This window comes from Saccharothrix espanaensis DSM 44229 (assembly GCF_000328705.1).
Taxonomy (GTDB): domain Bacteria; phylum Actinomycetota; class Actinomycetes; order Mycobacteriales; family Pseudonocardiaceae; genus Actinosynnema; species Actinosynnema espanaense.
Map to the genome: position 1 here is coordinate 4,072,834 of NC_019673.1, position 13,985 is coordinate 4,086,818.

Consider the following 13,985-nt stretch of genomic DNA (forward strand, 5'->3'; position numbering starts at 1 on the left):
AGGTGCCATGTTCGATCGAACAAGACGACTGATTGGAGCGCGTCGGATGAAGGTCGGGATCACCATCCTCCCCGAGTATCGCTGGGCCGAGGCGAAACCGCGCTGGGAGGCGTTGGAGCGCTACGGTTTCCACCACGCGTGGACGTTCGACCACGTCGGCTGGCGGACCCTCGTGGACGGCCCGTGGTTCTCCGCCGTGCCGACGTTGGCGCTGGCAGCGGCCGCGACGACGCGGATCGGGCTGGGCATCCTGGTGGCCTCGCCCAATTTCCGGCACCCGGTGTCGTTCGCCCGCGAGCTGACCGCGCTGGACGACGTGTCGGACGGGCGGTTCACGCTCGGCATCGGCGCGGGCGGGATGCGGGGCTACGACACGGAAGTGTTCGGCGGGACGAACACCGCGGCCAGTCCGGCGCGCCGGTACGCGGAGTTCGTGGAGCTGCTGGATGCCTTGCTGACACACGACAACGTCACCTGGACGGGTGAGTACTACCGGGCTTCCGGCGCGCGGAACCTGCCTGGTTGCGTGCAGCGGCCCCGGATCCCGTTCGTCCTGGCGGCCAACGGGCCCAAGGCGCTGCGGCTGGTCGCGCGGTTCGGCCAGGGCTGGGTCACCACCGGCACCTCGCAGGACACGCTGGACTCGTGGTGGGCCTCGGTGGCCGAGCTGTCGGCGCGACTGGACGACGCGCTGGACGAGGCCGGGCGGGACCGCTCGCAGGTGCGGCGGTTCCTCCAGACCGACGCCGCACCGGTGTTCTCGCTGTCGAGCGTCGAGTGCTTCCGTGATTTCCTGGGCCGGGCGGGGGAATCGGGCTTCACCGACCTGGCCGCGCCGTGGCCGCGCGAGTCGGGCGTGTTCGCCGGCGACGAGGGCCTGCTGGAGACGATCGCGGCCGAAGTCCTGCCCGAACTCGACTAGGCTCCCGTGACGGACCCGCCGCCTGTCGGTGCGTGGGTCTTCCCGGCACCTCCCGAATACTGTCCACTGTAGACAGCAGCGAGTCTTGCACCGCGGAACGCCGGAATCGGCAGCGGCGGGCGGATCGCGCTCACGCAGGGCAGGGCGGTGCGTACGCCGAGCCGGGGAAGTACCGCTCCCACTCCGATTCGGTGATCCGGGGCCGGGCCGCCGCGCACACCCAGCCCGCCACCGACTCGGGGTCGACGTCCCACAGCCGCGCCGACCCGTCCTCGCCGGCGGTGACCAGGGTCCGGCCGTGGAACGCGACCGAGTACACCCGGTCGGTGTGCACGGCGAGCACGGCGACCGCGCCCGGCTCGGCCCCGGTGAGGTCCCACAGCCGCGCGGTGCGGTCGAACCCGGCCGTGGCCAGGCTCCGGCCGTCCGGGGCGAACGCGACCGACTGGACCACCCCGCTGTGCCCGGCGAGCACCGCCCGCTGCCGGGGTGCGCGCGGGTCGGTCACGTCCCACAGCCGCGCGGTCCGGTCCAGCGACCCGGTGGCCACGGTCCGGCCGTCCGGGCTGAACGCGACCGACGTCGCCCGGTCGGTGTGCCCGTCCAGGTCGGCCAGCCGGGCCGGTCCGCGCGGGTCGGTGACGTCCCACAGCCGGATCCGGTGGTTCATCACCCCCGCGACGACCCGGCCGTCCGGGCTGACGGCGGTGGCGTGGATGCCCTCGTCGCCCTCGCTGCGCAGCACGCCCAGCGGGCGCAGGTCGGCGAGGTCCCACAGCCGCACGGTGAAGTCGTCGCCGGCGGTCGCCAGCAGCCCGCCCTGCGGGGCGAACGCCACCGAGCGCACGCTCGCGTCGTGCGCGACCGTGGTGACCCGCCGGGGGTGCGCCGGGTCGGAGGTGTCGTAGTACGCGATCGTCCCGTCGATGCCGCCGGCCGCGACGAACCGCCCGTCCGGGCCGAACACGGTCGACTTCACCGGGGCGGTCGCGTCGGCCAGCACCGGTCCCGGCACCGGCCGGCGCGGGTTGCGCACGTCCCACAGCCGGGCGGTGTGGTCCTCGCCGCCCACGACGACGTGCCGGCCGTCCGGCGCGAACGTCGCCGACCACGACGGCGGCCCGCCCAGCACCGGGCCGGGCACCTCGGTGAACAGCGCGGTCCCGTCGTCGGCGGCGGAGGCGAGCACGTGCCCGTCCGGCGAGAACGTCACCGAGTAGACCGTGTCGGTGTGCCCGGTGATCGTGTTGAGCAGCACCGGCCGGTCCGGCGCGGAGGTGTCCCAGACCTTGGTCGCGTAGTCCCACCCGGCGGTGGCCACGGTCCGGTTGTCCGGGCTGAACGCCACCGTCTGCACCTCGCCGCTGTGCCCGGCGAGCACGCCCAACGCCCGGGGCGGCCCGGTCACGTCCCACAGCCGCGCGGTGTGGTCCGCGCCCGCCGTCACCAGCCGGACCCCGTCCGGGCTGAACGCGAGTGACCGCACGGGCCCGGCGTGCGCGTCGATCCGGGCGAGTTCGACGCGGTCGGCCACCCGCCACAGCCGGGCCGTGCCGTCCTCGGCGGCGGTGGCCAGCCGAGCCCCGTCAGGGCTGAACGCCACCCGCCACACGATGCCCTCGTGCCCGGTGAACTCGCCGAGCGCGGCCGGCCGGCGCGGTGCCCGGACGTCCCACAGCCGCACCCGGCCGGCCGCGCCCGAGGTGGCCAGCAGCGTGCCGTCCGGGCTGAGTTCCGCCTGGTAGATCGGGTCTTCGTGGGCGGCGAACCCGGTCAGCAACACGGGTTCGCGGGGGTTCTCCAGGTTCCAGATCCGCACCTGGCCGTCGTAGTGCGAGGCGACCAGCAGGCCCCCGCCGGGGCTGAACGCCAGCGACTCGACGTCGTCGGGCTGGTCGGCCAGCTCCGCCGTCCCGACCGGCCGCAGCGGCTCGGTGACGTCCCACAGCCGCACCGTCCGGTCGTCGCCACCGGTCGCCATCCGGGTGCCGTCGCGGGTGTAGGCCACCGCGTTGACCTTGAGCCGCAACGCCGTCGCGAACGGCGCGGCGTACGCGCCCAGCAACGCGCTGCGCGCCTCCACGGTCGGCGCGAGCCGGTAGGCGGCGAGGCCCACCTGCGCGGCCAGCGCCGGGTTCGCCGGGTGCAGCGCGACCGCGTCCGCCGCCGCCTTCTGCGACCGCGCCACGTCGCGCTGCTCGGCCGCCCGCTGCTCGGCGGTCACCGCGAACCCGGTCGCACCGGCCGCGACCAGCAGCAGGACGCTGAGCACCGCGACCAGCCGGCGCAGCCGCCGGGACCGCCGCGACTCGACGACCCGCTCCCGGTCGGCCTGTTCGGCGCTGACCCGCAGGAACTCCCGCTCACGGGCGCTGAGCAGATCACCGCCCCCGGCCGCCCAGTCCCGGGCGGCGGCCAGCCGCGAGCCGCGCAGCAGCGAACCGGGGTCGCGGTCGTGCGCCAGCCACGTCCCGGTCGCCTCGGTCAGGCCGCGGTGCAGCCGCACGCCGTCGCGGTCCTCGACCAGCCAGCCGCGCAGCCGGGGCCACGAGCGCAGCAGCGCCTCGTGGCTGATCTCCACGGTGTCCCGGCCGGCGGTGAGCAGCCGGGCCCGGGTCAGGTGCTCGACCACGGCGGCCACCTCCGGGTCGGCCAGCTCCGCGCGGGCCACCCGCCGCTTGGTGTCCTCGGTGCCCTCGCCCAGGGCGGTCAGCCGCAGGAACACCTGCCGGACCAGCTCCCGGCGGCCGGGTTCGAGCGCGGTGTAGGCCGCCTCGGCGGTGTTGGCCACGGCCCGGTCCAACCCGCCCACCGCCTCGTAGCCGGTCAGCGCGAGGGTGTTCCCGCGCCGCCGCCGCCACGTCTCGCGCAGCGCGTGCGACACCAGCGGCAGCGCGCCGGCCTGGCCGCCGGCATCGCCCACCAGCCGGGACACCAGCGCGCCCTCCACCGCGCACCCGGCCTGCGCGGCGGGCCGGGTGATCGCCTCGCGCAGCTCGTCGGTGGTCATCGGGCCGACCACCAGCGTGCCGTCCCGCAGCACGTCGGCCAGCTCGGGGCTGGCCGTGCAGTGGGAGTAGAAGTCGGCCCGCACCCCCAGCACGACCCGGGCGTGCTCGGCGGCGGTGACCAGGCCGGTGATGAACCCGGAGCGCTCCCGCCGGTTCGCGCACAGCGTGAACACCTCCTCGAACTGGTCGACCACGACCAGCGGCCGGTCCAGCCGGCGCACCAGCCGCAGCAGGCCGCGCGGGTCGGCCAGCTCGGCCAGCAGGGACCCGGGGGAGCCCAGACCGAGCCGGGCCAGCCGCACCGCGCACTCCTCCCACGGCCGCGCGCCGGGCGTGAACAGCACCACCGGGCCGTCCTCGCCCGCGACCAGGCCGGCCCGCAGCAGCGACGACTTGCCCGCGCCGGACGCGCCGAACACGGCCACCGCCGACCGCCGCTCCAGCCGGTCGCGCAGTTCGCCGAGCAGCCGGTCGCGGCCGAAGAACCGGTCGGCGTCCTCGGGCTGGAACGTCCCCAGGCCCACGTACGGCCCGTCGTCCGGGTCGTCCTCGGGCGGGGGAGCCAGCGCCGCGGCCACCCGGTGCCACCGCTCGGTCCACGCGTCCACGTCGCCGCCGCACGCCCGGACGTAGCCCTGCGTGACGGCGAGCGTGGGCAGCTTGCGCCCGCCCGCCGCGTCCGACAGCGTCGCCGCCGAGTAGTGCGCCCGCGTGCCGAGCTCCCGGTAGGTCGGTCCGCCCGCCTCCTCCCGGAGCCGGCGCAGGTCCGCCGCGAACGACAGCAGTGGTCCGTCCCCGTCCGCCAACGGGCGTTCACGCCGAGCCACCGGTCGATTCCCCCTCGTGGTCGAGATCATTGTCCAGAGCTTGTTGTTCACCGTCCAGCCGTCGACACCGAACAACCGGGACCGTCTGGGATGGCCTCGACAGCCCGGCCGGACCGCGGCGGGCGTGATCAGGGAGGTCCGCGTGACCCGACCGGTGAAACCCCGCTGCCCCAGTACCCCGCCCCGCCCCGGGAACTCCGACCGGCGCAAGAACTCCGACCGGCGGGCGACCTCGGACCGGCGCAGCGGGTGCGCGTCCTGCTGGCGGCGCCGGCTGGGGCCGGCCCACCGCGACGCCGCTTAGCGATCGATCAGCCGCCCCCGGTATCCGTCGCCCGGCCGCGCCCCTCCTTGCCGGTGGAGGAGCGATGACCACTGGGGAACAGGTCGGAGTGCGCGCTGTGGCGGACCAGGTGGCGGGCCGGGGCGCGGACCGGGTCGCGGACCGGGTGGCGGACCTGCCCGAGCCGGGCGGCGGGCCGCGACGGGTGCGCGTGGTCGGGGGGACCGGCGCGGGCAAGTCGCGGCTGCTCGGCGAGTTCGCCCGGCGGGCCCGCCTGGGCGGCGTGCCGGTGCTCGCCGCCCGGGGCACCGACACCGGCCGGATGGTCCCGTTCGGGGCGCTGCGCGACTCGCTGCGCCCGCCCGCCGACGGGCCCACCCCGGCCGCGCGCACCGCGCTCCTGCTGCTGCGCGCGGTGTTCCACTCGTTCCTGGGACCGGGCCGGGGCCGGTCCGCGCTGCCCTCCGCCGAACGCCACCGGCTCTACCGCACGGTCGGCGACCTGGTCGCTTCGGTGGGCCGCCCGGCAGGGCTGCTGGTGCTGCTGGACGACGCGCACCTGGCCGACGCGGGCTCACTGGAACTGCTCGGCCACCTGCTGCGCCACCCGCCGGGGGTGCGCCTGTCGGTGGTCGCCGCGCACGTCCCGGACGCCTGCCCGGCCGCGTTCGGCGACGCCGAGGAGATCGGCCTGGCCCCGGTCGCACCGGACACCACCACGATCGCGCCGGGTGACCTGCGGGTCGCCCAGGCGGTGGCGGTGCTCGGCGACGCCGAACCGCGACTGGTCGCGGCCGTGGCCGGGACGACCCTGCACGAGACCCGGGCCGCCCTGGTCCGGTTGGCGAGCCGGGGCGTGCTCGGCGTCGACGGCGGCGACCTGGGCTACCGGCGGGAACGCGTGCGGCAGAGCGTCTACGACGGCGCGGACGCCGAGTGGCGGCGGGCCGCCCACGCCCGCGCCGCGCAGGCGTTGCGCGACGAGGACGCGCCGATCGCGGTCCGCGCTTACCAGGTGGCCCGCGCCGCCCGCGTCGGTGACCGCGCCGCGGTGGCCGAACTGGTCCGCGCCGCCGACGCGGCCGCCGGCGTCGCGCCCGCGATCGCCGCGCACTGGCTGGTCGAGGCGTTGCGCCTGACACCCCGCACCGACGACCCGGACCGGCTGCGGCTGCTGCGGCGGTTGGCCGCGGCGGCCCGTGCCGCCGGCCGCCCCGACGAGCACCTGGCCGCCGTGCGGGCGGTGCTGGCGGCCCGGCCGGCGGACCGGGCGGAGATCGCGCTGCGCGGCGCGCTGGCGCAACGGGCCTGCGGCCGGCACTCGGCAGCCGGCGACCTGCTGCGCCGGCTGCTGCACGACCCGGGCGGGCGGCGCGGCCGGCTGCTGGGCGAACTCGGCCTGGCCGCCGACCGGTCGGTGCCCGCGCGGCGCGCCGACGAGGTGCTCGCCGCCGCCCGCGAGGTCGGCGACGACGCCGTGCTGTCGCTGGCGCTGGGCGTCCGGCTGGGCAAACCGCCCTACCACCCGGCGCTGCTCGACGAGGCCGCGGCGCTCGCCGACCGGCTGGCCGACTGCCCGCTGGAGTCCCTGCTGTGGCTGGGCCGCGCCGAGACCACCCTGGAACGCCTGCCCGCCGCCGTCGGGCACCTGGACCGGGCGATCCGGGCGGCCCGCACCACCGACCGCGACGACCTGCTGCCGCACCTGTGGCTCGCCCGGGGCGAGGCGCTGGAGCGGCTGGGCCGGCTGGTCGAGGCGCAGGAGTGCTTCACCGACGCCGCCGAGGCCGCCGCACTGGCCGGAACGTCCGCGTGCCTGCCGCTGGCGGGCCTGGCCCGGATCGCGGTGTGGCGCGGCGAGGCCGACGAGGGGCTGCGGCTCGCCGAGCGGGCCGTCACCGAGGGCGTCGAGAGCCGCGCGCACGTGGCGCTCGCGCTGGCCCACCTGCACGCCGACGACCCCGACCGGTGCGCCGCGCACCTGCTCGCGGTCGACGTGCCGCCCGCCGACCCGCTCGCCGCCGTCGAGTGGTGCAGCCTGGTCGCGCTGGCCGAGGGCGCGCGGCACCGGGTGCCCGACGCCGCGAGGTGGGCCGAGCGGGCCGGCGACCTGGCCCGCCGGCTGCCCGCCGACCTGCGCCGGGGCTACGCGCACCTGGCCCAGGTGGGCGCGCTGCGCCGGACCGACCCGGAAGCCGCGGCCGGTGAGGCCACCCTGGCCGCCGAGTCGTTCGAGCGGATCGGCAACCGCGTGCACGCCGGCCGGGCGCGGCTGATGGCGTCGGCGCTGCACCACGTCGCGGGCTCGCCGCGCCAGGCGCGCGCCGAGCGCGACCGGGCCCGGGACCTCCTCGACGGGTGCGAGGCCGGCCTGTTCGAACGCGTCGCCGGCAGTTGGGCCCCCATCGCCGAGCACGGCCTGACCGACCGCGAGCGCTCCGTCCTGGCGGTGCTGGCGCAGGGCCTCACGGCCGAGGCGATCGCCCGCCGGATGGACATCTCGCCGCGCACCGTGCACCGGCACCTGCAACACCTCTACCGCAAGCTGGGCACCGCCGACCGGCTGGCCACCGTGTTGCGCGCCCAGTCCCTCGGCCTGCTCGACGACGCACCCAGCCCGGTCGGCTGCTGACCCGTCACCCGACCCGCAGGCTCTTGGGCCGCGGGTCGGTCCACACCGAGATCGAGTACTGCTCCTCGCGGTCGCGCACCACCGCGTGCAGCCGGTCGTCGTGATCTTCGAACATGGCCGTCCTCCACGGTTTGCCGGGTCCGGGGAAGAGGTCCGGCGCGGCGGTCGCCGCGACCGCCGGCACCCGTTCGAGGCAGGCGGGTGGCGGCGGCGGGCACGCCGCGCCGGACTCGCGGGTCGCCGACATCGCGGCGACCAGGTCCCTCCCGGCGACCAGCGTGCGGCGCGGTGGCGGTGCGGATAACCCGGGCCGCCCCGGGGTCCCGGTCGGCGGTGGGTAGTTGTGCCCATTCCGGTATCCGCCCGGCGGCGCGACGGTGGACGGGACCGCCGGTGGCCGGCCACCGGCTCGATGGGGGACAGCGCGGTGACTGGTGTGACGGTGCAGGGCCCGGTGGAACGAGGCCGCAGCCCGCGACGGGTCGAGGTTCCGGCCGGCGGCACGAGGACGTTCGGCACCTGCGGGTGCGGCCGGTGCCGGTGGGACCTCCCGATCCGGGTCGTGCCGGGCGCGCGGGTCGAGGAGTTCCGGGGCGCGGTGGACGCCGACGGCGCGGTGTGGTGGCTGGCGAACCTGTCCGACCGGGAACCGCTGTTCGTCGCCGACGTCGACGGCCCCGCCGAGGCGGTCGCGGTGCGGCCCGGCGAGCGGCGGCCGTTCGGGTTGGACATGGCGCTGGTGACCCCGACCCGGCAGCCGGGCGGGCGGTCGGTGACGGTGTTCGCCGCCGCCACGCGGCCGGTGCCGAGGTCGCCGGGCTGCCCGGCGATCCGGCCGGAGGTGCCGCGCCTGGACCCGGACGCCCGCTACTACGCCGTGCTCGCCGCGCTGTGCGGCAGCGCCGGGACGTTCACGCCGACGTCGGCGGACATCGCGGCCCGGCTGCGGATGAGCCCGCGCGCGGTCGACGCCCACATCGACTACCTGGTGCGCAAGCTCGACCTCCCGGAGCCCGCGATCCGCCGCAACGGCTGGAAGCGCACGGCGCTGATCGACCACGTCCGCGCGCACGGCACGCTGCGCCGCGAACTGGCGGGCATCGCGTGATCCACGACGTGTCCGGCGCCCTGGGACACCCCGACGCGGTGGCTTCGGCGCACCGCGCGGGCGTCACCGCCCACGGCGACCAGGACCGGACGTCCGACACCGTCGCGCGCGCCCTCGCCGCGTCCGGAGTGGTCCGGGGGAACGCCCTTCCCGTCGTCCCCCGACGGGAAGATCGCACTGCGGCGTTGCTCGCCGCACTCCCCGTACGCCGCCCCGCCGCACCAGCGGCAGGGGAGGGCTTCTCCGCTCCGGACCAGGTGGACGTCGACCTGGCGTCCACCGCGCCGGCGGGCGCGCTGGGGGTGTCCGCCGGGTGACCCCGCCCGTGCGCGCCCACGACAGCCTCGGGCGCGCACGGGCGGGGGAATCGGCCGATAGGAACCTGCCCGCGCCGGGCCGACGGCACGCCGGGGCGTGCTACGAATGGGGCCGTGGCGGGGATTCGGGTCGTGTGGACCGACTTCGGCGGCGTGCTCACGCCCCCGGTCGAAGAGGATCTGGCGAGGGTCGCGGCGGCGGCCGGCGTGCCGGTCGAGGCGCTGCTGGGGGCGATCGAACGGGTCGCGGGTTCGCGCGGGCCATTGGAGGCGCTGGAACTCGGGCTGATCACCCAGCACGAGTGGGGCCGGCTGGTCGACGCCGAGCTGCGGCCGCACGTGTCGCGGGTGGACCTGGGCGAGCTGGGCGCGCACTGGCACGCCGGGCGGGTGTTCAACCGGGAGCTCTACGACGGCCTGGTCCGGGCCGCCGGTGGCCGGCCGCTGGGCCTGCTGACCAACACCATCGCCGAGTGGGCACCGCACCGGGCCGCGATGATCCCGGCCGGCGTCGGGTTCGACCGGGTGGTCAACTCGCACCAGGTCGGGGTGCGCAAACCACAGCCCGAGGTCTACGCGCTGGCGGAACGGGCGTTCGCCGCCACGCCGGCCGAGTGCCTGCTGGTCGACGACCTGGAGGTGAACTGCGCCGCGGCGCGCGAGCGCGGTTGGACGGCGATCCGGCACACCGACAACGCCGACACGCTGGGCAGGGTGCGCGGAGCGCTGGGCTGACGTCCGCCCGCCGAGCCGGCTCCAGTCGCGGTTCACCTGGAATTCGCCCGGCGCGAGCAGGATCGGCCACCACCTCTCGCGTGTGGAGTCTCGTGATGGAGTTCCGGCACCTGCAATCGTTCCTCGCCATCGCCGACGAGCTGCACTTCGGCCGCGCGGCGGCGAAGCTGCACCTCACCCAACCCTCGCTCAGCCAGCAGTTGCAGCGCCTGGAACGGAGCCTGGGCGTCGAGCTGGTGGCGCGCACCTCGCACGAGGTGCGGCTGACCCCGGCGGGCCGGGCGTTCGAGACCCAGGCCCGCACCATCGTCACCCAGGTCCGGAAAGCCGCGCACACCGCGCGGGAGGCCGCCGCCGGGCGCACCGGCACGGTGAACGTCGGGTACAACTTCCCGGCGGGCCAGCACATCCTGCCCACCACGCTGGCCAAGATGACCAGCGACCACCCGGACGTCACGGTCGGCCTGTGGGAGAAGCGCACCGGCCCGCAGCTCGCCGAGCTCGCGGCCGGCACCCTCGACGTCGCCCTGGTCTACGGCAGACCGGCGACCTCGGAGTTCCAGTACCGCCGGCTGCTCCAGGTGCCGATGGTCGCGGTGGTCGGCCAGGGCCACAGGTGGGCCGGTCGGCCGGGCGTGCCGTTCGCCGAGCTGGCCCACCAGTCGTGCATCCTGTTCGACCGGGAGCAGTGCCCGGCGATGTACGACGCGATCCTGGCCGCGGCGCAGCGGTCCGGCATCGCGCTCAACGTGGCCTACACCGTGGACGACCCGAGCGCCACGGCCATCGTGGTCTCGGTCAAGCCGCTGGTCGGCTTCGCGTCGATGTCACGCGGGCTGTCCGCCGGGTCGTCCGCGCTGGGGGTGCGGCCGGTGGTCGTCCAGCTCTACGACCCGGTCCCGATGATCGAGCTGTACGCGGTGTGGCGCACCGACGACCACACCCCGCTGGTGGAGGCGTTCCTGGACTGCCTGGACGCCGCCCGCCCGTTCCACGCGCCCGGAGAACGGCGCCGACCGGTGGAGGCGGCACGATAGGCGCTGCGGGACCCCGATGCTGACGGAGTGCGACCTGCCGGGTGCTGTCCGAAACCCGGATCGGCGGTTCCGGAGTGGCCACCACCGCCCTATTCCCGGATCGGGTGCTCGACCCCCGATTTCCGGCCGGTGCAGCAGCACACCCGATTCCTGGAAACCCCGGGAGCGCTCCGGTGAACACGATCTCCGGCGTCGGGGTGCCAACTGGATGGCCGGGACGGCCGCGACGTCGTGCGGCACGGCTTACGGTGTCGAGCATACCGGGGCGGGCCGGAGGCTGCCAGGCGTTCGTCCGGGGCGTGGTCGGACTGCTCGGTCGGCCAACCGGCCGGTGTGGGCGACCGGCCGGGCGAACCCGCTGATCAGACCGGACTCGGAGTGGTCGGCTGGACCGGGAAGCGTGGGTTCCTTCCCCGGCCGTGACCGCGCGCGAATCCGGGATGGCATGATGGAGGCAGTCGAGAAAGTGGTCTGCGAAGGGGCCGATCCGAACTCGACCCTCAAACTGAGGCAAGAGGAGTTGGGACTGCCGATGCCCGCGGGAACCGGGCGTTGACAGTCGTGGTCCCAATCGGGCACCGCCGGAAACCCGCCGACACGAGATATTTGTTACTTCGTGTCGACGCGGCATCGGGCGCGTCGATCGGACAGGATGTGCGGCATGATCAGTGGCCGGAGAATCGTCACCACTTGGTCCGCGCTTTCAGCGGACGAGTTGGGCGAACAGGTGCGAGCGCACGTGCGCGTCACGGACGGCACAACGCGTGCCGTGTGGGCGGCGGTGCGTGACGACCAGGTGCTCAGGGCCAGGGTGCGGGGCGCGTTGTCGGGGTTGAAGGCGGAGTTCCGGGGCCACCGCGACGAGGCCATGTGGCTGCTCTGGATCACCCGGGTGCAGCAGCAGCTCGTCGTGGAACCCCCGCCCGCGACGGCGGCCGAGGTGGTCTCCGACCGGGCCGACGACGCCTGGGCGACCGCGCTGGACGCGCCCGCCGCGGCCGACGACCGGGCCGACGCGGTGTGGGACGCGGCCGTGCAGACCTCGGACGGTCGCCGCTCGGCTACCGAGAGCGCGGAGGACTCCAAGGCGTGGGCCGCCTCGTTCGAGGCCCCGACGTCGGACCGGTCGGCCGCCCCGTCCGGAACCCCGTCCTCCGGTGTCCCCGCTTCCGGTTTCCCCTCTTCTGGCGTGCAGTCGTCCGACCAGCAGGTGGTCGAGCAGCCCACCGGGCCGCCCAAGCCGCGCCCGCAGGTGCCCATGGTGGTCTTCCAGACGCCCTCGAACTGAACCGGAGCGGGCACCGCCCCGCTCCGGCACGCTCACTTTCGCCGTGCACGGTGGTCGTGGGCGGACGTTCAGGGATCGGCGCGATGCGCGAACAGCTCCACCATGGTCTGGGCCTGTCGTCCACTGTGGACCCGCTGTGTTGTGCCACCGCCTTCCCGGGTGCGCTCAGGCGGGCGAGCGCCGGCACGGCCGTTCGCCGGCACGGCCGTTCGCCGTGACCCTGCCGGCGACCACCGTGTACGAGATCGTGCGGAATGCCGAACTCGTCGGTGATAGGAGAGGTACGGGTTCCGGGTTTCGCCGGCCGCCGCCATCCTTCAAGCGACGACGATCGGGCGACCGGCTCTGGTGGTGCGTGACCTCTTGGTCGCACAATGGTTCACGCCGAAACCGCTCTGCTGGAAGTCGACCGGCGCGGTGGGCGGGGCGTGGCGCGGGCCCGGCAGAGTCGACGCGCGTTGCCCTGGTATCGAAATGGCGCATCCGTTGCGTGCCAAGTGGATCAGCGCCTACGCGAGGCGACGCCAGGGCACCTCGCGAACCCATCAGATCGTCGCGTTCCCCGGCAAGAGGATCGGATCACCTACCGCGAACTGCGCGGCACCTCGACGCGAATGGCGGGCGCCCTGGTCGCCGCCGGCGCGCCGGACGTCGTCGGCGTACTGTGCCAGAACAACACCGCGTTCCCGCAAGGCGTACTGGCGGCGAGTCGGATCGGTGCGGCGGCCTGCCCGTTGCCACTGCCGATGGGGCTGCGCGACCAGGAAAGCTACGTCCGGCGCACCCGGCGGATCATCAGCACCGCCGGGCTGCGCCACCTGGTGACCGTACCGAAGGTGCAACCGGGTGGACCGGTCGGCCGCAACCGGACACTGCCACGGCCACGGCGGCCGGCCCGGTGTCGATCCCCCGGGTGGACGCCGCCCGGCTGGCGGTACTTCAGCCGCCGCTGCCCGAAGGCGCGGCCGTCGCGTCCGGTCGTCGCTACTTGATGCCCGAGCGGACGAAGGCGTTGACGATGTGCCGTTGCAAGAACAGGTACAGCGCGAACACCGGGAGGCAGGCCAGCCCGGCGACGGCCATCAGCGGCCCCCAGTCGTTGCCCTCGGTGCCCATGAAGCTGCGCAAGCCCAGTTGTAGCACCGAGTTGGCCCGTTGGAGCACCATGGCCGGCCAGAAGTACTCGTTCCACGCGTTGACGAACAGCAGGATCGTCAACGCGGCCAGCGCGGGCCGCAGGTTCGGCACCACCACGGTCCACAGCGTGGCCCACGACGACCGGCCGTCCATCGCCGACGCCTCCAGCAGCTCCTTGGGGAAGCTGTCGAGGTGCTGGCGCAGCATGAGCACGGCCAAACCGGAGCACAGCGTCGGCACGATCACGCCGGCCAGCGTGTTCAGCAGGCCCATCTGGAACAGCAGCACGTAGTTGGGCAGCATGGTGACTTGGAACGGCACCAGCCACGTGCCGATGAACGCCAGGTACAGCACCCGTTGGAACGGGAACTTCCACGCCGCGAACGCGTACGCCGCCAGCAGGCCCGTCAGCAACTGCCCGATCGCGGTCACGATCGCGACCACGGTCGTGTTCACCAGCAGGCGGCCTACATCGACCTTCGCCGCCGCGTCCGCGTAGTTGTCCAACGACAAGGGCCACGGGAACAGCGACAGCGACAGCACGTCGTCGGGCGCACGCAGCGAAGTGGCGTACAGCCAGTAGATCGGGAACACGCACAGCACGCCCAGCGCGCCGAGCAGCGCGTGCCCGCGCGCGGCGCGCCACCGCGACGTGCCGCCCACCGGTTCGTCCAGTGCAGCATCCACT

General features: G+C 75.2%; 11 protein-coding genes. 8 read left to right on the plus strand and 3 right to left on the minus strand.

Annotation, left to right across the window (positions count from 1 at the left end; genetic code table 11):
- Positions 1–46 precede the first annotated feature (46 nt).
- Positions 47–922: an LLM class flavin-dependent oxidoreductase gene (locus BN6_RS18085; RefSeq protein WP_015101139.1), complete on the plus strand. Its 876-nt coding sequence runs from the start codon at positions 47–49 to the stop codon at positions 920–922.
- Between the two features lie 130 nt (positions 923–1,052).
- Here the strand turns inward: BN6_RS18085 and BN6_RS18090 are convergent, their stop codons facing one another.
- Complete coding sequence (locus BN6_RS18090) at positions 1,053–4,760, minus strand: nSTAND1 domain-containing NTPase (protein ID WP_015101140.1); 3,708 nt, start codon at positions 4,758–4,760, stop codon at positions 1,053–1,055.
- A 368-nt stretch (positions 4,761–5,128) separates the two neighbouring features.
- Between BN6_RS18090 and BN6_RS18095 the strand changes: the two genes are divergently transcribed.
- Positions 5,129–7,675 (plus strand): LuxR C-terminal-related transcriptional regulator, encoded by a 2,547-nt coding sequence (locus BN6_RS18095; protein ID WP_015101141.1) that lies wholly within the window; start codon positions 5,129–5,131, stop codon positions 7,673–7,675.
- A gap of 4 nt (positions 7,676–7,679) precedes the next feature.
- Here the strand turns inward: BN6_RS18095 and BN6_RS18100 are convergent, their stop codons facing one another.
- The gene (locus BN6_RS18100; RefSeq protein WP_015101142.1) at positions 7,680–7,922 is read right to left on the minus strand and encodes a hypothetical protein; all 243 of its coding nucleotides are present in this window, start codon (positions 7,920–7,922) and stop codon (positions 7,680–7,682) included.
- A gap of 180 nt (positions 7,923–8,102) precedes the next feature.
- Here BN6_RS18100 and BN6_RS18105 point away from each other — a divergent pair, with 180 nt between their 5' ends.
- From BN6_RS18105 to BN6_RS50245, 6 genes are all read left to right on the plus strand, one after another.
- Positions 8,103–8,783, plus strand: a complete 681-nt coding sequence (locus BN6_RS18105) for a hypothetical protein (RefSeq protein WP_148302916.1) — start codon at positions 8,103–8,105, stop codon at positions 8,781–8,783.
- Positions 8,784–8,791: 8 nt separating this feature from the next.
- Positions 8,792–9,100, plus strand: coding sequence for a hypothetical protein (locus BN6_RS18110; RefSeq protein ID WP_148302917.1), 309 nt, complete (start codon positions 8,792–8,794; stop codon positions 9,098–9,100).
- Between the two features lie 114 nt (positions 9,101–9,214).
- Positions 9,215–9,835: an HAD-IA family hydrolase gene (locus tag BN6_RS18115; protein ID WP_197540284.1), complete on the plus strand. Its 621-nt coding sequence runs from the start codon at positions 9,215–9,217 to the stop codon at positions 9,833–9,835.
- Between the two features lie 95 nt (positions 9,836–9,930).
- The gene (locus tag BN6_RS18120) at positions 9,931–10,872 is read left to right on the plus strand and encodes a LysR family transcriptional regulator (protein ID WP_015101146.1); all 942 of its coding nucleotides are present in this window, start codon (positions 9,931–9,933) and stop codon (positions 10,870–10,872) included.
- A gap of 739 nt (positions 10,873–11,611) precedes the next feature.
- Positions 11,612–12,160: a hypothetical protein gene (locus BN6_RS42100; protein ID WP_148302918.1), complete on the plus strand. Its 549-nt coding sequence runs from the start codon at positions 11,612–11,614 to the stop codon at positions 12,158–12,160.
- 374 nt (positions 12,161–12,534) lie between these two features.
- On the plus strand, positions 12,535–13,152 hold the full coding sequence (locus BN6_RS50245) for an AMP-binding protein (RefSeq protein WP_015101148.1): 618 nt from the start codon (positions 12,535–12,537) through the stop codon (positions 13,150–13,152).
- Here the strand turns inward: BN6_RS50245 and BN6_RS18140 are convergent.
- Positions 13,145–13,984 (minus strand): carbohydrate ABC transporter permease, encoded by an 840-nt coding sequence (locus BN6_RS18140; protein ID WP_015101149.1) that lies wholly within the window; start codon positions 13,982–13,984, stop codon positions 13,145–13,147. The genes BN6_RS50245 and BN6_RS18140 overlap by 8 nt on opposite strands.
- Between the last annotated feature and the right edge of the window lies 1 nt (position 13,985).